Raw genomic sequence first — 20,267 nt, forward strand, 5'->3', positions numbered from 1 at the left:
GTGTTATCAATCGACATCACTCAAATAAATCCCCATAAAGTTCGGATTTTAATGAATTAAATACTGTGATGGGAAATATTTAAATTCATCCCCGCTCGCGGGGACTATCCTTAACAGTCATGGTTTATTTTTCTAAATCATTTAACCTGATTTTTTGGAGAAGCATATATGCAGATCAAAACACTTGAAGAACTATTCAAACATTTGCTTTCAGATACCTACAGTGCAGAGAAACAATTAATTCGTGCATTGCCAAAACTCGCCCGCGCAGCTCATGACCCTTCTTTGGCAGAAGCATTCAAAAACCATCTTGAAGAAACTCGTGGGCAAATCGAACGTATCGACCAGGTCGTTGATAGTATTAACGGACTGAAATTAGCCAGAATTAAATGTGTCGCAATGGAAGGCTTAATCGAAGAAGGCGCGGAAGTCATTGAGAGTATCAGTGAAGGAGCGGTTCGTGACGCAGGGCTTATTGCCGCTGCGCAAAAAGTGGAGCATTACGAAATTGCCGCTTACGGTACGTTGTGCACTCTGGCTCAGCAACTGGGGTATTCGAGCGCGAAGTCTCTGCTAGGCGAAACGCTGGAGGAAGAGAAAGCAGCAGACAGCAAACTCAGTACCATTGCGGAATCCACAGTCAATCCAGATGCTGAGAAAAGCGCCAGTTAATGAAAGTGAGTCAGGATAATTTTAGTAATGCGGCTCCGTTGCCATGCCAGAATCCCAGGCATCGCGATGGAGCAGACTTTACACTCCAGTGGAATGACTCATACAAACGCCCTGCTTTACTGACATTTCGTAAATATGAGTAAACTTATTTGCATTGCAAAAAACACTTCTATTTGAAATATATTATTTCTGATTCTATGGTTTTTTAAACCAATTCTGATTGCCAGTCACACCCGACATTTAAATAAACATGGGAATTAATTCAAAAAGGAATGCAAATAAATTTTCTTCATTTTTTATTTAATTAAATAACCCCTACAGCCTGTTGAAGTTGCTGAATATTTACCGCAAACAACCTCGCAGACTTATACCGCTTCGCTCGCCGTATCATCAGAAAAAACTATACTTAAGTTACAGCAAATCGCTGTATACCCTATTGGAGTCACCCATGAAAAAAATACTAATGAACGTCTCTAAAGAACAATCAAAAACACCTGAAAAAGCACCGCAAAAAGACGAGAAAAAACCAAAACAAAACCAAAAGTAATTGTTGTCGGCTTTTTTCGTCTGAATTGATCCGTTGGAGGTTTTATGTCTGATCGTCCCGACCTGGTTGATCCGGTACCGGTTGATGAACCGCTACCTGGAGATACTATTCCAGATACACCCGATGTGATTGATCCCGTTGACCCTGAAGACCCCGAAGTTATTGATCCAAGAGAGTAAAAATTCAGCGTCATCATAAAAACCTCAGGAGTAGTCTACGGGCTGCTCCTGTTGGTATATCTTGCATTCCGCCACCCGTTTCCCCACCAGCCTGAACACCACAGACTATGCCTCCAAAGTCCAGGGTTTTACTTTAGGCTAACCTGGCTTAAAATGATTCACTTCATCTCTTCTCTATATAGGTATTACGCCAATGCGCCATTGATGCTGCCGTCTGCTTGACGGCCAATTTTATTGCCCGTTTGTTCGGGTCAATTTATGGCATCTGTGGAGTACCCCATGACGAATACTTATATCGCGCTTGAATGCGTTGATTTCACCTTACCTGACGGCACACCGCTGTTCTCACCACTCACTGAAACTTTTGACACTCGTCGTACCGGCCTCGTTGGTCGAAACGGCGTGGGCAAGAGCGTTCTCGCGCAGATTTTAGCCGGGCAACTTCTTCCGTCGTCCGGGCGCAGTACCCGCTCTGGTGCAACCTGGTATCTGGCCCAACAGATTGTCAATCCGTTGCACACGACCGTTGCCGATCTTGCAGGAGTTAAAGCCACGCTTGATGCGCTTAAACGCATCAAAATGGGCAGCGTCTCTGTGCTCGATTTCGATATCGTTGGCCATCAATGGGATATTCGTCAGCAATTGCAGCATGAGCTGGAAAGAGCCGGGCTTGGGCATCTGGACGCATCAACGCCGGTCAGCCAGTTAAGCGGCGGTGAAGCGATGCGTGTCTCACTCACGGGCGCATGGTTGTCGGAGGCTGATTTTATCATTCTTGATGAGCCCACTAACCACATCGACAGCCGCTGGCGACGGGCGCTGATTAACCAGTTACAACACTGGTCCGGCGGGTTGTTGGTGGTGAGCCACGATCGCGAGTTACTGGAGTCGATGCAGCGAATTGTTGAACTGTCCCCGACAGGTTTGAAGAGTTATGGCGGCAACTATTCGTTTTACGCCCAGCAAAAGGCGCAAGAAACGCAAAACGCCCTGCAACTGCTGGAACAGCGTAAACGTGAGCGTCAGCGCGATCAAAAAGCCCTCCGTGAGCAGAAGGAACGCCTTGAGAAGCGGCAATCAAGGGGGAACCGGCAAGGACGAGAAGCCAATCAGGCCAACATTTTGCTCGGCAGGCAGAAGCAACGCAGTGAAGCCTCGGCGGGGAAACTGAACCAGCAACATCTCGCCGCGCAGTTGCTACTCGATAAGCGGGTGCATGAAGCGGCGTCTCAGGTAGATGAAAATGCCACGATCGTGCTGCACTGTCTGGAGATTGTTTCACCCTCAAAGCGCCAGGTTGCCGGGCTTAACGAGGTTCAACTGCCCTTTGTGGCTAACTTCCCGACGCCGTTGAATCTGACGATTACTGCTCAGCAACGCATCGGCGTGGTCGGAGATAACGGCTCTGGAAAATCAACATTCGTTAAAGTGCTGGCAGGTACACTTAAACCGTTGTCCGGGGAATCACGCGTCACGCATAGTCACGCCTGGCTTGATCAACATCTCTCCGCTCTCTGTCCACAGCGTACCGTGCTGGAACAGATGCGTGAGGCCAACTGTAACGCCGGTGAAGCGGATTTACGCATGCGGCTGGCGCAACTGGGCCTTAATGCCGACAAAATCCAGATCCCATGCGGGTTGCTCAGCGGAGGCGAACGCCTGAAAGCCGCGTTAGCCTGTGTGCTGTATGCCGATCCTGTTCCACAACTCCTGTTGCTCGATGAACCCAGTAACCACCTGGATCTAACCTCTATTCAGGCGCTGGAAACCATGCTTTGTCGTTACCAGGGTGCTTTAGTGGTGGTTTCGCACGATGCCGTGTTTCTGGAGAATCTGAAATTAACCGATCGGTTATCAATAACCGAAAATGGCTGGCAGCTTCAGGCCTGGGGGCCGTCATGAAACCGTCCCCAGCCAAATCTCGACTTCGTGGCTTTGGCCGTCATCAACCAGCGGGATGCGGTCTCCTGTGAGTTCGGCGCCATTGAGCACGACACGATAAGCCCCTTCGCTGCGCATAACGTTGATGCGGTAGTAACTGTTGCCATGTTGATAAGCGAGGCTGACAGATGGCCAGTCACGCGGCAACAAAGTATGAACGGTGATGGCGTCGCCATGGCGCTCAATGCCCAACAGTGTTTCGGTTATTAAGCGATAGGCCCAACCTGCGGAACCGGTATACCAGCTCCAGCCACCGCGACCGGTATGAGGTGCCACACTATAAATGTCCGCAGTCATGACATACGGCTCGACTTTATAGCGCTCCACCGCATCTGCTGACAGGCTGTGATTGATTGGGTTTATCATCGACCAGAGCTGCCAGGCCCGTTCGATATTGCCGCTGCGAGCGAAAGCCATCACCGCCCAAATCGCACCGTGGGTATATTGCCCGCCGTTTTCACGAACACCCGGTAAGTAGCCCTGGATATAACCCGGATTAGGCCCATTCCCATTAAATGGTGGGGTGAGTAACTTAATTAATCCCGCCTCAGCATCAACCAGACGAGAATCCAGCGCTTGCATAGCCTGGGTACAACGGTCGGCACTTCCCGCTCCGGATAGCACTGACCAGCTTTGTGCAATGGCATCTATCTGGCACTCTTTGGCATTTTGCGAACCCAACGCTTCCCCGCTATCAAAATAGCCACGGCGATACCAGCTGCCGTCCCAACCGTTGGCCTCGAGGTTTTTCTGCAATTTTGCGGCTTCTTCACGACATAACGTCGCGGTTTCATCATCATTGATTTGTGCGGCAAGCGCCGCAAAACGTTGCAAGACATCGTAGAGGAAGAAGCCGAGCCACACGCTCTCGCCCTTACCTTCAAGCCCTACCAGATTCATGCCGTCGTTCCAGTCGCCCGCGCCCATTAATGGCAAACCGTGCTGGCCAAAACGCAGACCATGTCGAATCGCTTTTACCCCATGCTGCCACAACGTCTCTTCAAGGGCGCTGATAACCGGTTGTTCATAAGCCGACTCTTCTCCCGCCAGTAATTCGCGTCCTTCAAGATAAGGTAAACGATGCTCAAGCAAACCGATGTCGCCCGAGGTTTCAACGTAATGGCAGATAGCGAGCGGCAACCACAGATAATCATCCGAACAACGGGTACGTACACCATTCCCCAAAGGTGGATGCCACCAGTGTTGCACGTCGCCTTCAACAAACTGGCGTGATGCGCAAAGCAGAATCTGGTCACGCAACCTTTCTGGCGCGGCATGACTCAGCGCCAGGGTATCCTGCAACTGGTCGCGGAAGCCAAACGCTCCGCCGGACTGGTAATATCCACTGCGGGCCATAATGCGACAGGCGATGGTCTGATAGAGCAACCAGCCATTAGCCAGTAAATTGACCGCAGGATCAGGGGTCGAAACGACGATTTTATCCAGCATCTGATGCCAGTAACGGTGCACATTGGCCAGTTCCGCACGAGCCGCCTCTTCGCTCATATACTGGTTAATCATCGTTTCCGCTTCCTGCGGATTTTGCCCAATCCCCAGCACAAAGATGAAACTGCGCTGATCGCCATCAATCAGCGTGGTGGCTGACTGCACGGCACCACACGGATCCAGCCCGGCGCCCGTTTTATCAGACAGAGTGCGCAGCTTCATCGCCGCAGGGTCACTTTGCGAACCGTTGCGTCCTAAAAACTCACGCCTGTCCCCCGTGACCGAGCAATGCACGCCGGTTACCGCAAAGAAAGCGGTCCGTTCTGAACCGTTGCTGCTGTAGAAATTATTGGCCAGCACGCCGCAACCGTTGCCGGTCGTGGACGCGCGCGTGATGACATGCATCGCCGATTTACTGCGGGATTCACCCAGCGTCCACTCCACATAACCGGTCACGGAGATCTTACGCGTGCGCCCCGACGTATTACTGAGCGTCAGAATGGCTATTTTTACCGGGGCATGTTCCGCCACCAACACCGTGAGTTCGGTGTCGATACCGGTTTCGCGATGGGCGAAAACGCTGTAGCCAAAACCATGGCGTGAAAGGTAATGCCCCGCGCCACATACCGGAAGCGTGGTCGGGGACCACACCAGGCCGCTTTCTTCATCACGCAGATAAAACGCTTCGCCGGAACGGTCGCTAATCGGATCGTTTTCCCACGGCGTGACGCGATATTCATGGGCGTTTTCATACCAGGTATAAGCTTGCCCTGCTTCGGAAATCACTGTCCCGAAACTGGCGTTAGACAGCACGTTGGCCCAAGGCGCAGGTGTCCTGTCATTTTCATCAAGCGTTATCTGATATTCGCGACCATCTTCAGAGAAACCGCCGCGCCCGTTGAAATAGACCAGCGTACTGGTATCCGGCTGCCACGGATCGTGTTGATTCGCCGGCACCCCGCTTTGCGGGACAAGGGCCAGTTGCGAAGAGGTAGTGGCCTGTAGCCGTTGGTTTAACTGCTCTTTCAGGCCACCAGAACGGTCATCAAGTACGATTTGCGCCACACTCAGCAACAACAGACGGTCTTCCGCCGACATGTGTTCGCCATTGCGCACAAATATGCCGCCAGGTTTGTCCATCTGGCTGGCTTCTGACCCCGCCACAATCAACTCAATAATCTGATTCTGCAGCTCTTGTTGGTAGCCGCCGAGACTGTCATTGAGGATAACCAGATCCACCGCCAGCCCTTTGAGTCGCCAGTAATGGTGTGCCTGAATCATGGTGGTAATCAGCAAGATACTTTCATCGCTGGTGACATTCAGGATAACAATCGGCAAATCGCCCGAGATAGACCAGCCCCACAAGCCCGATTGTCCGCGACGATTACGCGCAAGCGTTTTGGCATCAGCACGCAGTTCAGGGCCAGGGAACAGCACCGCGCTGGCAAGACGGTTAAACAGCGTCGCATCATCTTCATTGGCGTTAATCTGGCGCAACACAATCTGGCTATGTGACCACGCCAGTTCAAATACGCGGTCGGCTATCGGATGGTCATGATATTTCTCGATTAATGCCTGGCTATGCTGACGGCTCTCGGTGACGCCGTAAATAATATCGACGGTAACCGGTAAGCCGGGTTGCAGGACAATCGACTGACGGATGGCAAGAATAGGATCCAGCACCGGCCCGACGCTGTTGCTCAATGATCCGCTTTGACGCATCGCCTGCGCATTCGCTGGCGTTCTGCCGCGCCCAAGGAATTTTGCCCGGTCGGTTTCAAAAGTTGTTTTGTTTTGCGATTGCCCATGCACCACCATGGTATGGAACATCCACGGGCCATTATCATCCGGTGCGCGTGGGCGACGGTGGCAAAGAATGGCATTTTGCTGCGCGAGAAGTTCGGTCTGAATAAAGAGATTACTGAAAGCCGGATGGGCTAAATCACTCTCAAAAGGCGCGAGTACGACTTCGGCGTAAGTCGTCAATTCTATGGTGCGCGGCTGGCGTCCACGATGCAGCAACGTCACACGACGCAGTTCAATATCATCTTCTGGCGAGACCACAATCTGCGTTTTCACATTGATGGTTCCGGCCACAAGTTTGAATTCCGCCCCTGCATCGGTAAAGATGGCGTCGTACTGGGTTACGGGTTCGCCCAGCGGCTGCCAGGTATTGCTCCACACTTCATCGGTCGCCGGATCGCTGATATAGCAAAACGCGCCCCAGTTATCGCATGTCGCATCACTACGCCAGCGGGTGAGTGCCAAATCTTTCCAACGACTGTAACCGCCGCCGGACTGGCTCACCATCAGGTGATAATCCGCGTTCGACAGTAGCTGGATTTCCGGTATCAGGCTGTCAACGTCAGTAAACTCACGGGTTTCATACTGGACTGGTTGCAGAACCCCTTCATGGGATTCAAAGTGGCGACGCGGACTGTAAAGCTCAACGGCATCTGGCACACGCTCTTGTAATAACAGACGCGCCGACTGAAACGCCGGGCTGGACATAAAGCGATCCACCATCGGTGCGCCAAGCAGTACATGGGATAGCGCCTGGAATGCCATTCCCTGATGGTGAGCCATCCACGAACGAACCACCGCATACATCTGCCCACTGGCAAGACGCGACGGGGTGTAATCCAGCGCTTCATAAAAACCGAACTCGCCCCGTGCGCCGCTTTTCTCCAGTTTCAGCAGGTTTTCACAGGCTTTATATGGCGAAATCGTCAGTGCCATCATCGTCGCATAGGGCGCAATGACCATGTCATCAGCCAGACCACGGCGCAGGCCGAGTCCTGGCACACCAAACGCGTGATATTGATAATTTTGCAGCGCATCAAACGAATAATATCCCGACTCAGAAATTCCCCACGGCACACCGCGCTCTTTGCTCCAGTCAATCTGGCGTTTTACCGCCGACTGGCTCATCTCCTCGAGTAAACTTCCGGGATACGTCGGCATCACCAGGTTCGGCATCAGGTATTCAAACATCGAGCCGCTCCAGGACATCAGCGCGGTTTCGTTATCAATGGTGGTGAACAACCGCCCTAACGCGAACCAGCTTTTCAGCGGCAACTGGTTAGTGGCAATCGCCAGGAAACTGGTGAGTCGGATTTCCGATGGCAGCAAGTCGTAATGACTGTTGTCGAGCTTGTTATTATCGCAGTTGTACCCGACGCTGAGCAGACTGGTCACTTCGTTATACAGGAAGACAAAATCCATCCGCGCATGTTCGTGCAGACGCAATTCCAGTTCGGTAATGATATCCAGACGGGTGCGCGCCTGGCGGATAGCCGACTCTGATGGCGAGCCCTCACCGGTATGTTTTGCCTGGGCAAGCCACGAGAGCGTTGGCAGCGGTTTGTTATCCCAACTTGTCGGAAGCCAGCTGAGGTAATTGGTCCATTCATGGCAGATAAGCACTAACTGATGCTGAAGCATATCTACCCAACGCCGCACCTGCCCATTCTCATGGCTGCAAAGTGCATGGAGGCGGTTGCATTGGGCGCGCATATTTTTCAGTTCAGCAAACAGTAACGACGGTTTCAGCGTCAGCGCAGTATTGCAGTGATTACGCAACTGGCGCAACGAGGTGGGCGCGCTCTGCCCCCAGGTTTTTTCGAGAATGTGCAGCGTATCGTCGATGCCCATCAGCACGTGAGTACAATCCAGAATCGGATGATTTCGCAGCTCAGTTAAACCGGCACTCAGGGTGAGTAAATGCCCCGCCATATTGCCGCTATCCACACTCGAGATATAACGCGGGTTAAGGGGCTGTAAGGTGAGAGTGTCGTACCAGTTATACAAATGGCCACGGAAATGCTCCATTTTGTCCAGCGTGTCGAGTGTGAGCGTGATGCGCTGCAACATATCCCCTTGAGGGATGTAGCCGAAATCCCATGCGGTCAGATTGGCCATCAGCGACAGGCCGATATTGGTCGGCGAAGTGCGATGGGCAATCACCGGCTGGGGGATTTCCTGGAAGTTATCCGGGGGTAACCAGTTTTCTTTGGCGGTGGCAAACGTTTCAAAAAACGCCCAAATCTCGCGGCTACTTTGTCGTAGCAGGCGTTTTTGAACCGCACTAAAAGTGACAGTGTTACGTTTTGGTTCCCGACTTAACCAGCTTAACAACGCCGGTGCCAGGCACCACAGCAAACCAATCGGCAATGCAAAGAACAACAGCATCGGCGCCAGCCATGCCGCGAGTGCTATCAACGCCACGCCGGCTATCACATTCAGCCACATCGACAGATATAAGCGCACTGGAGACGCTTTGTTGCCCGCGCTACTTTGGTCAAAACTGGCCCATTGATTAAGATTGCGATGACTGACCCCGAGACGCCATAGCGTCACGAAGATGGCCTGCAACGAATAACTTGCTTCATGGGGAAGCGTCGCAAAGCCGAGGCCAATGCGCATCAGGCGTTTGAGTCCGCCAGAAGCCACCAACATCAGATGCTGGAGAAACGGTCGGCGCGCAGGCTTGTTAAACAGATCCTGGGTAATCACCAGTACGGTCGGGAGCAGCAGCACAAACGCCAGCACACCAATCCAGTAATAAGGATTGGGCACCAGTAAAAGCGTGCAAAAAATCAGCATCAGCAATGATGGAGCTACCAGGCTGCGTCGCAAGTTATCGAACAACTTCCAACGAGAAAGCGTGGTCAGCGGGTTTTTATCACGCGTACCGTCCGCTTTTTTGACTCTGGGTTTCAGCCAGTTAAGCAGTTGCCAGTCACCACGGATCCAGCGGGTGCGCCGCGCCACATCGGTCAGATAATTATTCGGGTATTGCTCATAGAGCAAGACTTCACTCAGCAAACCCGAACGGGCATAGCACCCTTCCAGCAAATCATGGCTCAGAACTAAGTTTTCTGGACAAGTATTCTGCGTGGCTTGCACAAAGGTATCGACATCATAAATTCCTTTGCCGACAAACGACCCTTCGCCAAACAGATCTTGATAAATATCTGACGACATCATCGAATAGGGATCATTTCCCGGCACGCTGCTGCACATCGCCGCATAACGCCCTTGTCCGTTACGCGGAATTTCCTCCGCAAGCCCGGGTTGCAAAATACCGTAACCTTTTACCACACGCTGTTTTTGCGGATCGTAAATCGGGTGATTGAGCGGATGCGCCATGGTCGCGACCAGTTTATGGGCCGTATCGCGGGGCAGCACCGTATCGCTGTCCAGCGTAATCACATATTTCACCCCACACGGTGGGCTAATGGCATTATTGTGCACTTCGGAGAACTGATTCGCGGGTTCACGCAGCCAGCTGTTCAACATCGACAGTTTGCCGCGTTTACGCTCGTATCCCATCCACACGCCCTGCTGCGCATTCCACTGGCGTGAGCGATGGAGCAGGAAGAAAAGCGGCTGCGTAACAGGCGCATAACGGCGGTTGAGATTCTGCATTTGTGCTTCGGCCCAGTGCAGGAGGTCACCGTCGGTTGGAGAATGTTCCTCCTTCGAATCGGCAAAGTCGCTCAGCAGCGCGAAGTAGAGATTGGGGGTTTTATTCCCGAGATAGCAAATCTCAAGGCTATTAAGCAGCTTATCGATACCTGCCCGGCTGGTGAGCAAGCAAGGGATCACCACCATAGTGCAAAATTCATTGGGGATACCGCTTGAGAAGTCCATGCGTGGCAACGGCATTGGCGAGCGGAAACGGGTGGTTGTCTCGTTGAGCAAGTTGATGGTGAACTGGCTGACGATCACCACCAGCGGTAAAGAAAGCAGAAGCAACAGTGGCCAGTCCAACCCGTGTTCATGAGTGCGCGCTAAAATGTCGGCGCTGAGTGCCGTCGTCAACAGGCTCAGGCTTCCCAGCCAACTCAGCAAGGGGGTTTGAGTAAAGGCATGACGCAGGCGAACGAACCACGAAGTATTGGCCGCCAGTTGTTGTTCAAGCTCTGCCCGCCCTTCACCAATCAGGTAATAGCCAACATGGTGCGCGGGCGATGCGGAGTCCGTCGCATTTGCCATTCCGAGGATGTGGCGTGCCACCTCCGGCTCACTGGAGCGACTATGGCGCGCGAGGATCTCAATGATATGCCGGTAGTGGTCGCGGGTATCAAAATGCATCGCGGGGTAAATTCCCGAAGGATCTTTGCGGAGCGTTTGTTCCACCAGACTCATGGCTTCGGCAAAATCGGCCCAGTTCGTTTCACTGAGCAGCCGCAAACCGGCGATGCTGTTGCTGACTGAAAGCTGGCTTGCGGCAAGCTGTTGGTTGAAGCGATGAATCAGGTAATCGGTGGTGACGCCGGTTTCTGCAAGTCGCTGTTCGACCCAGGTCAGCGGCAAAGAGAGCATATTGCCGCGGCCCTGTAATCGCCGCACCAGTTCTGCGACAAACGCACTGCTCAGCGGCGGGCGGGAACGCGCCATATCGGCAATCACCATAATCAAATCTGCGGGCGTGCTTTCGGCGCATTCAAAAATTCGTGTCACCCAGACATCCGCCAGATTCCGTTCTTTTTGCGCTTCCGCGACTTCGATACTGACACGCCGTAAATTTTCAATCAGTGCCAGGCGTAACATCCCCGGGAGCGCCCAAAGCTCACCCAGAGTTAAAGGCGTCACCTGCTGATAAGCCGCAATATAGCTGGTCAGGCTGGTGGCATCCCAACGTCCATCAGCGTGAGCAATAGCTTCGGAGGCAATATCATAAATACGCGGGCAGTTATGTGGCGGAGTCAGCGGCGGCAGGCCTTTGCCGAAGTTTTTTGGCAGATGATGGCGCACCACACGGATCTGCTCTTCAATCAAATAGTAGTTATCCAGCAACCACTCACCCGCAGGGGTAATGCCCGATTTCTCTCCGGCATTAAGCAGATAGCAGTTGTGAGTAATGATCGCTTCGTTATCTTCCAGACGCTTAAGCAGGTAATACGGCATCTTCTCGGGCGATAACTTATGGGAACGCGCCAGTTTTTGGCCATAACGTTCCATTTGCGCAGCAGAGAAAAGCTCCGCTTTTATTGGACTTTCATTAGCAGGTCCAGCGGGCTGCCAGCCAGGCGTTTCAGTATGAATATCCAGTGGCTTACTTGAGGTAAACCACTGTTTAAAATTTAATTTCATGAATGTGCTCGTCAGGCGAAGTGGACGCGCAGAAGCAGTTGTTCAATCAGATCAGAAACGTTCTCTCAGGATGGAGTGTCAGGCATCAGGGATTTAACAGCTGCAATATTTTTCACTAAAGTATAGGTTAAATTTTATACAGCTTTGCGGGAATAGCTTTCCGGATGGTTTCGAAAAAGAGAATGGATTATCGCGGTATAACGAACAGTGATTTACATTTTGGACAGAGCAGCGTTTGCCCCAGTCGGACTTTGTTTGCGGGATGTGAGGATTTGCTTCCACAGATAGGACATGTCACCGAACTATTTGCTGCATTACCGAAGCGCTTCATTGCGTAATCTAAGAGGGACATGATGATTAGCCATTTCAATGAATGAGGTTCATCGTATCACGCCCTGAACAAATAGCGCACAAGTTATCCTGTGGCAGATGTCTTCGGGCGGATATGGCTACGAGAACGGCAAATCGGCATTCAAAAACGCTGAATTAGAACGTTTGCCATTGCCCTTCGTCTGCGGGCTTTAACGGCTTTGCCGGAACGATTCGTGGCGTACTTGTGGTGACAACACGTTGTTCATCGCCCAAACGTAAGTTGCTGGTTCTTGTCTGCAACTCAACCACCTGGTCTTTAAGCACATCCGAAGAGTGCGCCAGTTCAACCACCACCGCCGCATTACTGTGTGTGACTTTTTCCAGCTCTGATAACGCGATAGTGATTTGTTGGATGCCCTTCTCCTGTTCGTTGGTCGACAAGAAAATATGTTCCATCAGCAAATTAAGATCGTCTGAACCCGAAACAATATCGTGCATGTTCTTCTCGGCTTCCGAAACCAGTTTCGCGCCTTGCATCACATTGATATTGGTCTGTTCGATTAACGACTTAATATTCTTGGCCGACTCAGAACTTTTCTTCGCCAGCACCCTGACCTCACCGGCCACCACAGCAAAACCTTTACCGTGTTCGCCCGCTCGGGCGGCTTCAACTGCGGCATTTAAAGCCAGAATATTGGTCTGGAAAGCGATGCCATCAATGATGCTGATAATCTCAGTCATCTTCTTCGAGCAGTCAGTAATCGAGACCATATTTTCAGTGAGTTTTTGCATTAAATCGCTACCATGCCCTGCTGATTTATGCGCTTCACTGGTGATGGTGTTGAGCTGGCGGGTGTTTTCTGCGTTGCTCTTCGTTCCTGCGGAGATCTCTTCCATGCTCGACGCGGTTTGCATCAGCATGGCCGATTGTTGTTCCGTTTTGACGGAGAGATCTGCACTTTGATGGGCAAGCGTGCCAGATAACACACTCGCTGAGTTTGAAGACTTTCTGATATCCATCACCAGACTGGAGATTTCTCGCGCAAGGCTGTTGATTCCGGGAATCAATTTCCCTGCACAATTGTTACCAAACTCAGCTATCGATATGGATAAGTTGCCTGAGTTTATTTCATCGATGTTTCTTTTAACTTCATTAATCGGTTTGACAAGATACTTTGTCATGTAAGCCCAAAGAATGAGAAGTAAAACGACTCCAACCGCATTCAGCATAAGTAAAACGTTGACGTTTGCTAACAATAAAAATGCCATTAAGTTCATTAACGCAAATGATATGGCTGTAAAAACAATAATTACGGTTCTTACGCTGTAATCTTTAAACATGCTTGTGCCTATAACATATTTCACGGGTACTTTATTTATCGGTGATATTTATCAGAAATCCAGTGGGCAATTAAAATTGAAGCTAAATACTGACATAAGCAGGTAGACCAGTTGTTTACACTTCCTTACAACATCAGGCCGGGAATGCAATGAGAAGAAAGGGATGAAAAGAATGAAGATAACGAAAAAAAACGGCGCACAAGGCACCGTTTAAAATGCATTACTTACCGTTTAGAGTTTCATCCGGCCAGTATTTATAGCCATTCACCATCGCCTGCGCAGCAAGGCCTTTTTCGGTGAGTTCGTAGACGTAAAGCGGCTTAGGCATCTCCACTGAACCAGGTGCCACAGCACTTGCCGAGGCATTCACCGCAGGCAAACCTGTATCGTCATATTTTGCTGCGGCATTCGCATCCGCGCCGACAATATAGCCATTCTTAATAAAGTCGTTCAGCGCTTTACTATCATTGAACACCAGAACCGTGCGTAACTGTTTCACGCCCAGCCCAATACCAGCGCCAGCCTGCGCCATTTTCATATAGGTATCTTTGCCGGTTCTGAGGTTTTTCACCACACCGTAACCGCCACCAAATCCAAAGGTCAGGATTTTGCTGCTGTTATTGGAGAATACTGCATACCCTTTGGACTTCAGAATTTGGCTACGTGCTTCAGGATGAATTTTATACAACTTGGTTAACGTATCAATACGCATATGTTGTATAGAGTTACGTTGCTGACTCGCGGTATCACCTTTTGCGCTACAACCGGCAATGCCCAGAATGGCAATAAGAAGTATTTTTTTTAACTGCATGTGCATCCTAACCCTTTTCAAGAATCGGTGATTAAACAAACAAAATGGTTTAAATCCCGAAATAAGGGGGCGGATATTATGACACAGTCGATGTTGTGGTTAATTTTTTTGTGCTATGGGTTATTTTTTTTGTTTAATTTTAAATAACTAAAGTGTTGATTTATTTTATTCAGCTTTTTAAAAGTATTGAGAATAAGCCACCTCCATTATCTGGAGATCATTTGAACAAATAAATCAAAGCAAATACGATAAACCCAAACAGTGACAGAAAAACGAAAGTGGCGGAAAAACCACCTAAGGCATCCATATTGTCACGAGTGTTTTCATTTAGCTTGTCGATGGCTTCCTGCTTACTTTCCGCCTCAACATCCAGCGGGTACTTTTTATAACCGTCTTGTTTTAACTTTTGGATTGCTTCTTCTGAAAGCGTACTGCTGGCGAAAACTTTGGTTTTTTCATGTTTAGTGGCTTCATCTTTGACATAAAAAACATATTTTTCCATCTTCCTGAGTCCCCAATGTTCGTCAACACGACTGATTCTGTGCAAATCACCTTGTCATTGAAGCCGTTTTTTTTGCCGAAGTGTGTGACAGAAAGACAATCCTCGCAAAAAAGCGACCGCGATTTAACTACACTCCCGGTGCTCGCCACACAAGTCTCCGATGCGCTCTGCGACTGTATCGGCCGCAGACCCGTAATGTTGGGCACGCGCAAACCCACAGAGGCGACCGCCTGAATGCGCCAGAAAATACACTTAGATTCTTAACTAGCAACAAACGCTGTTATCCTGATTGGCATTGTTTCTGTCAATAATCGGTCCCATGAAAGCCTCAATGCCTGCAAATGTGTTAACTGTTCGTGAACTCACCCTCTCTTTCACCGGTAAAACGCCGCAGGTCGATGCCGTCTGTTTTGATGTTAATGCCGGGGAGTTTGTCTCGATTATCGGGCCTAATGGCAGTGGCAAATCGACACTGCTGCGCCTGATTATCAGTGAGTTGCAGGCCGCTCACGGTGAGATACTGTTTCAGGGCAAAACATTGTTTGCGATGACGCCGATGGAACGAGCCCGAAGAGTGGCGCTGCTAACCCAACACGACAACGCTGATTTACGGCTGACGGTAAACGAGTATGTCGCGTTGGGGCGCATTCCGTGGCAGGCGGAATATCCGAAGAGTGAACATGACCACGCAATTGCTGACGCCATTAATGATGTCGGCATCGCTCACCTTAAACCGGTGGCGCTGGGGAAATTATCCGGCGGTGAACGTCAACGCGCGGGTTTTGCACGGGTACTGGCGCAAAAACCGACGTTACTGTTGCTCGATGAACCCACAAACCATCTCGACCCGCTCGCCCGCCATCAGCTACTGAACCTGGTAAAGCGCAAAAACATCACTACCCTTGCAGTGCTGCACGATCTCGAATTAATTCAACCCTTCTCCGACCAGGTGCTGATGATGAATGCAGGCCGCCTGGTTTGCCGTGGAACACCCGCAGACGTCCTGGATTCCCCTGGCTTTGAGACCGTTTTCGGTATGCAAAGCCTGCAGGTTACCCATCCCAAAACCGGCAAAACAGTGCGAATCTTCGAAGCGCTGACCGCTTAAATCAATTGTTATACAAATAATTAACCATTAATTGATCTGAGCGGATCTATTCATCCCATCAATTCCTGTAAGGTGCGGCGGTCTGAAGGGGACGGCGTTCTCCGTCACTGGAAAGTGAGGTGTCAGGCCTCACGAATCAGGAGTTAGTGTGAAAAATGTAACGCTTGCGGTTGTGTTAGCCGCGATAACCACCAGCGCCGGAGTCTCGGGATTTCCGGTCACTGTCGATAACTGTGGGCAACCGCTGACCTTCACCGAAGCCCCAAAACGCATGGTTGTTCATGACATCAACATGTCTGAGATGGCGTTTGACCTGCATCTGCAACCACAAATTGTCGGCATTACGGGCATTTCCGGTTGGTACAAAAATATCCCTGTGTTTACCCAGTTGCAGGGCAACATTCCGGAGCTTGCCCCCAAATATCCTTCCATGGAAACTCTGCTGGCCGCTAAGCCTGACCTGGTGTTTGCCGGCTGGAACTACGGTTTACGCGCAGATGTCACGCCCCAGGCACTGGCTAAATTCAATATCAAAACGCTTATTTTGAGCGAAAGCTGTATTCACGTTGATAGCCATCGCCCACGCGCCAGCATGGATTTGCTGTATGGCGATATGCAGCGCCTGGGCAAAGTCTTTGGCAAAGAAGAAGAAGCGCTCAAACTGGTCGATAGCTGGAAAAAGCAGGTGGCTGATTTAAAGCAGAAAACCGCAGGACAAAAACCGGTGCGGGTTTTCCTCTACGACTCGGGTGAAGATAAGCCCTATACCAGTGGCGCTTACGCCATGCCCACGGCGATTATCGAAGCGGCTGGCGGTAGAAATGTCATGGATACGCTAAATAAAAGCTGGACCCACACCAACTGGGAAAGTGTTGCTGCGACTCAGCCGGAATTCATTATTCTGATGGATTATCAGGCAGGAATTAACGGCGGTGCTGATGGGTTACAGACGTTCCTCGAACATCATCCGTTAATGAAACATACCCCAGCGGTTATCCATCACCGCTTCCTGAAACTCAAATATCAGGAGATGACGCCCGGCCCTGCCAACATCACCGCCATCAGTAAAATCGCCCATGGGCTCTATCCGGGTGCGTTTCACTAATGTTGGCCGATAAGCGCTTTTTACTGGTGTGGATAATCGCCCCGTTGTTACTGGCAGGGCTGACACTTGCCAGTGTGGCAAAAGGCAGTGTGCCGCTGTCGTTTTCCGATGTGCTGAACGCACTGAATTTGGCGACGGGCGACGTCTCGCCGATGATAAAAAGCATCGTGCTGGAGCTGCGCTTACCGCGCACGTTACTGGGTATGATGGCGGGTGCGGGTCTTGCGTTGGTCGGTTCTCTGTTACAAACCACCACACGTAACGATCTGGCAGATCCTTTTTTGTTTGGCCTGTCATCAGGAGCTTCTGCGGGTGTAGTGCTGGTGATCACACGCCTTGGGGACAGCCTCGGTGCCTGGACTCTGCCTGTCGCCGCCTTTGTCGGCGGAATGTTATCAGCCGCTGCGGTGATGATAATCTTTATGTCTCAGTCACATAAAGGCACAGAGAAGCTGATTATCTGTGGGCTGGCCGTCTCATTTCTGTTTGGGGCGCTTACCAATTACCTGATATTTTCCGGCGACCAACGCGCGGCCAGTAATGCGCTGTTTTGGGCTCTCGGAGGGCTGGGATTAGCCCGCTGGGATAACCTGGGCTTTGCCGCCATCGCTCTGCTGATGCTGGCGGGGTTAATCGCCCTACGCTGGCGTGCTCTGGATGGTTTGCTGGCAGGTGAACAAACTGCCGGATCGTTAGGTATTAACGTTCTGCGCCTGCGCACCGAAGTGTTTCTTTGCTGCTCTATTGCTACGGCAATTCTGGTTTCACTGACCGGTGTCATCGGTTTTGTCGGGCTGATGGTGCCTCATCTGGCCCGGCCATTTGCCGGAGTCCGGCATCGCAGATTATTACCCCTGGTCGGCATAATGGGCGCCATCCTGCTATTGACCGGGGATATCCTCAGCCGAACGCTCACCGCCCCACAGGAACTACCGATCGGGATTATCACCGCCGGTGTCGGCGGTATGTTTGTGCTGTTTATTCTGCTGCGGCGGGCGAGCTGAAAGTTATTCCTGCTCTTTCTTGCTCTGCCAGTTTGCCCATGGGCTATCAGCCTGGATCTCTTTTTGAGCAGCAATGTCATCTTCTAAAGAGTCGAGGTACAAGTCTTCGACTTCTTTTCGCGCCCAGGGAGTACGACGAAGGAATTTCAGGCTGGATTTAACGCTTGGGTCACTTTTAAAACAATTGATGTTGATGCGTTTTGCCAGTTCTTCCCATCCAAAACGCGCAACTAAAGCATTCACAATGGCTTCAAGTGTCATGCCGTGCAGAGGGTCTTTTGATGAGTGGGTCATAATGCGTCCAATGAATCTGAATAATGGCGCATACGATAGCAAAATAATGACCATTCATCTTTCTAATCGATAACTTTCAATCCGGGTGAACGACATGTAGCCTGTGCGGGCATACATTCATCATGCGAATGATAAGGATTAAGTAATGAAACATGCCGTATGGACTCTGTCGCTTGCCCTGCTCACCAGCACTTCGCTGCTGGCAGCCGATGCTAAACTCCCTGCCCCGATTAGCGCCTTACAGCAGCAAGGTTTTGAACTGAAAGGAGAATTTAAAGCCCCAGGAGATTTACCCGGCTACGTGATGCAATTTCAGGGGCAAGGCACTACCGTGTTCCTGACGCCGGATAAACAGCACGCCATCATGGGTAATCTGGTTGATGCCGCGGGTAAGAATCTCAGTGACGCTCAGGTTGAGAAATGGGTTTATGCACCCATGGCAAAAGAGATGTGGCAAAAACTCGAGAAGAATCACTGGATAGCGGCGGGCAAAGCGGATGCTCCGCACATTGTTTACGCCTTTGCCGATCCGTACTGCCCGTATTGCACACAGTTCTGGCAAAACGCACAACCGTGGCTGGACTCCGGCAAAGTACAGCTGCGTGTCTTGATGGTCGGGATGTTACGTCCGGACAGCGGCCAAAAAGCGGCTGCAATACTGATGTCTGAGGATCCGGCTAAAACGCTGGCAGAGTATGAGAACAGCAAGGGCAAAATGACGTTAAACGTCCCGGCGACCATCAAGCCTGAAATCACCAAAGCGCTGGAAGCTAACCTGGCGTTGATGGACGAACTCGGTGGCAGCGCGACGCCATCTATTTATTACCTGAATAAAGAAGGTCGCCTGCAACAACATCAAGGTCTGCCCGACGAAGAAACCATGAACGTCATTATGGGTGGCGATAAATAACCCTTTCAGGGTGACGTTGTCACGTTACATCGCCAATACTGGTTTACAACGTCGCCCTGCAGTCGCAAATTCCCTTAACGCAACACGCCACTCTTCCAGCGCAAACAGCGTCACGTCCGGTAAATGACTTTGCGCGAGTAACGGCCAAAGTTCGACAAACCATTGCTGCCATTCATCAGTTTGCGTCACCGCCAACGTATCGCGCAAATGAAAACGCTGGGGTTTACCCGTGCTGCCGCGTGCATCAAAAGGCTGCCCGCTCAACAAACCGTAAGAGACAAAATCGGCATCCGGCTTAAGATTTGCGAGTAACACTGTCGCAAGATGCCCGCCCACCGCATCAAACACACTATCCGCCTGCTGCGCGATGATACTCACTGCCGCCAGGTCGCTCGCCAGCACCGCCGTCACGCCGTGACGTTGTAACGCATGACATTGTTCTTCACTCCGGCAAACGCCAAATATCTGATCAGCACCCTGGATTGTGGCCCATTGCGTCAGTAATGCCGCGCAGGAAGAATTAGCAGCCGTCAGCAGAACCGTTTTGCCCTGCACCGGCCATTTTTTTAGCATCACCCATGCGGCGAGTGGATTGATATACCCGCGCGCGGCCAGTAAATCAGGAATGCTGTCCGGTACCGGAACCGCCCATTGGGGTGAGCAATCAAGCCAGCGCTGCCACGTCCCTTCACCCCGAAGAGGGAGAACCCGGCGGCCAATCAGCTCAGGATTATCGGCATCGGTGACGACTCCAACGCCTTCGTAGCCGACAACTTTAGGCGGAACCACACGATGGCGATAAGCGCCTGTAACGGGAATGAGATCGGAAGGATTAACCGGGGCATAACGCATCCGGACGCGCAGCATGCCGCAAGGGCGTGGTGTCAGTTCTGAATGTTCGAGGGTGATGACGTCTTCTGGTTGGCCAAATTGCCGGAACCAGAGTGCCGAATTGTGCATAAAAAATGCCTGTAAGGTGAGTTACAGGCACTAT

Annotated in this window: 14 protein-coding genes; 7 read left to right on the plus strand and 7 right to left on the minus strand. The window is 51.1% G+C overall.

Annotated elements, in window-relative coordinates; all coding sequences use genetic code 11:
- Positions 1-168 precede the first annotated feature (168 nt).
- The 3 genes from WBL83_RS11755 (at position 169) to WBL83_RS11765 (ending at position 3,300) form a co-directional block, all read left to right on the plus strand.
- Entirely contained in the window at positions 169-672 is a 504-nt protein-coding gene (locus WBL83_RS11755; protein WP_424589312.1) for a ferritin-like domain-containing protein, read from the plus strand.
- Positions 673-1,263: 591 nt separating this feature from the next.
- Positions 1,264-1,398 carry a hypothetical protein gene (locus WBL83_RS11760; RefSeq protein ID WP_424589313.1) on the plus strand — a complete coding sequence of 45 codons (135 nt, stop codon included), beginning with the start codon at positions 1,264-1,266 and terminating at the stop codon, positions 1,396-1,398.
- Positions 1,399-1,677: 279 nt separating this feature from the next.
- A complete protein-coding gene (locus tag WBL83_RS11765) occupies positions 1,678-3,300 on the plus strand; it encodes an ABC-F family ATP-binding cassette domain-containing protein (RefSeq protein ID WP_424589314.1) in 1,623 nt (540 codons plus the stop codon).
- Here WBL83_RS11765 and WBL83_RS11770 read toward each other — a convergent pair.
- From WBL83_RS11770 to WBL83_RS11790, 5 genes are all read right to left on the minus strand, one after another.
- The gene (locus WBL83_RS11770; protein WP_424589315.1) at positions 3,295-11,886 is read right to left on the minus strand and encodes a GH36-type glycosyl hydrolase domain-containing protein; all 8,592 of its coding nucleotides are present in this window, start codon (positions 11,884-11,886) and stop codon (positions 3,295-3,297) included. The two genes, WBL83_RS11765 and WBL83_RS11770, sit on opposite strands and share 6 nt — an antisense overlap.
- A 187-nt stretch (positions 11,887-12,073) precedes the next feature.
- Positions 12,074-12,238 (minus strand): YnfU family zinc-binding protein, encoded by a 165-nt coding sequence (locus WBL83_RS11775; protein WP_221200547.1) that lies wholly within the window; start codon positions 12,236-12,238, stop codon positions 12,074-12,076.
- 134 nt (positions 12,239-12,372) lie between these two features.
- Entirely contained in the window at positions 12,373-13,539 is a 1,167-nt protein-coding gene (locus tag WBL83_RS11780; RefSeq protein ID WP_424589316.1) for a methyl-accepting chemotaxis protein, read from the minus strand.
- 220 nt (positions 13,540-13,759) lie between these two features.
- Positions 13,760-14,350 carry a YSC84-related protein gene (locus tag WBL83_RS11785; RefSeq protein WP_424589317.1) on the minus strand — a complete coding sequence of 197 codons (591 nt, stop codon included), beginning with the start codon at positions 14,348-14,350 and terminating at the stop codon, positions 13,760-13,762.
- Positions 14,351-14,567: 217 nt separating this feature from the next.
- Positions 14,568-14,852: a hypothetical protein gene (locus WBL83_RS11790; protein ID WP_424589318.1), complete on the minus strand. Its 285-nt coding sequence runs from the start codon at positions 14,850-14,852 to the stop codon at positions 14,568-14,570.
- 331 nt (positions 14,853-15,183) lie between these two features.
- Here WBL83_RS11790 and WBL83_RS11795 point away from each other — a divergent pair, with 331 nt between their 5' ends.
- From WBL83_RS11795 to WBL83_RS11805, 3 genes are all read left to right on the plus strand, one after another.
- Positions 15,184-15,960, plus strand: coding sequence for an ABC transporter ATP-binding protein (locus tag WBL83_RS11795; RefSeq protein ID WP_424589319.1), 777 nt, complete (start codon positions 15,184-15,186; stop codon positions 15,958-15,960).
- A 148-nt stretch (positions 15,961-16,108) separates the two neighbouring features.
- On the plus strand, positions 16,109-17,065 hold the full coding sequence (locus tag WBL83_RS11800) for an ABC transporter substrate-binding protein (protein ID WP_424589320.1): 957 nt from the start codon (positions 16,109-16,111) through the stop codon (positions 17,063-17,065).
- Complete coding sequence (locus WBL83_RS11805; RefSeq protein WP_424589321.1) at positions 17,065-18,069, plus strand: FecCD family ABC transporter permease; 1,005 nt, start codon at positions 17,065-17,067, stop codon at positions 18,067-18,069. Before WBL83_RS11800 ends, WBL83_RS11805 begins: the two co-directional genes overlap by 1 nt.
- Before the next feature lie 3 nt (positions 18,070-18,072).
- On the opposite strand, the gene WBL83_RS11810 is transcribed toward WBL83_RS11805, so the two are convergent.
- Entirely contained in the window at positions 18,073-18,363 is a 291-nt protein-coding gene (locus WBL83_RS11810; protein WP_424589322.1) for a VF530 family DNA-binding protein, read from the minus strand.
- Between the two features lie 145 nt (positions 18,364-18,508).
- Between WBL83_RS11810 and dsbG the strand changes: the two genes are divergently transcribed.
- Positions 18,509-19,273, plus strand: a complete 765-nt coding sequence (dsbG, locus tag WBL83_RS11815) for a thiol:disulfide interchange protein DsbG (RefSeq protein ID WP_424589323.1) — start codon at positions 18,509-18,511, stop codon at positions 19,271-19,273.
- Between the two features lie 24 nt (positions 19,274-19,297).
- Here the strand turns inward: dsbG and WBL83_RS11820 are convergent, their stop codons facing one another.
- A complete protein-coding gene (locus WBL83_RS11820; protein WP_424589324.1) occupies positions 19,298-20,233 on the minus strand; it encodes a zinc-binding dehydrogenase in 936 nt (311 codons plus the stop codon).
- Positions 20,234-20,267 lie beyond the last annotated feature (34 nt).

This window comes from Buttiauxella sp. (assembly GCF_049686335.1).
In the GTDB taxonomy this organism is placed as follows: Bacteria; Pseudomonadota; Gammaproteobacteria; order Enterobacterales; family Enterobacteriaceae; genus Buttiauxella.

Bases quoted from the DNA above. Each gene is read 5' to 3' on its own strand.
- WBL83_RS11790 (WP_424589318.1), bottom strand. From the start codon at position 14,852: ATGGAAAAATATGTTTTTTATGTCAAAGATGAAGCCACTAAACATGAA.
- WBL83_RS11770 (WP_424589315.1), bottom strand. From the start codon at position 11,886: ATGAAATTAAATTTTAAACAGTGGTTTACCTCAAGTAAGCCACTGGAT.
- WBL83_RS11755 (WP_424589312.1), top strand. From the start codon at position 169: ATGCAGATCAAAACACTTGAAGAACTATTCAAACATTTGCTTTCAGAT.
- WBL83_RS11760 (WP_424589313.1), top strand. From the start codon at position 1,264: ATGTCTGATCGTCCCGACCTGGTTGATCCGGTACCGGTTGATGAACCG.
- WBL83_RS11780 (WP_424589316.1), bottom strand. From the start codon at position 13,539: ATGTTTAAAGATTACAGCGTAAGAACCGTAATTATTGTTTTTACAGCC.
- WBL83_RS11785 (WP_424589317.1), bottom strand. From the start codon at position 14,350: ATGCAGTTAAAAAAAATACTTCTTATTGCCATTCTGGGCATTGCCGGT.
- WBL83_RS11820 (WP_424589324.1), bottom strand. From the start codon at position 20,233: ATGCACAATTCGGCACTCTGGTTCCGGCAATTTGGCCAACCAGAAGAC.
- WBL83_RS11765 (WP_424589314.1), top strand. From the start codon at position 1,678: ATGACGAATACTTATATCGCGCTTGAATGCGTTGATTTCACCTTACCT.
- WBL83_RS11805 (WP_424589321.1), top strand. From the start codon at position 17,065: ATGTTGGCCGATAAGCGCTTTTTACTGGTGTGGATAATCGCCCCGTTG.
- WBL83_RS11810 (WP_424589322.1), bottom strand. From the start codon at position 18,363: ATGACCCACTCATCAAAAGACCCTCTGCACGGCATGACACTTGAAGCC.
- dsbG (WP_424589323.1), top strand. From the start codon at position 18,509: ATGAAACATGCCGTATGGACTCTGTCGCTTGCCCTGCTCACCAGCACT.
- WBL83_RS11795 (WP_424589319.1), top strand. From the start codon at position 15,184: ATGCCTGCAAATGTGTTAACTGTTCGTGAACTCACCCTCTCTTTCACC.
- WBL83_RS11775 (WP_221200547.1), bottom strand. From the start codon at position 12,238: ATGTCCCTCTTAGATTACGCAATGAAGCGCTTCGGTAATGCAGCAAAT.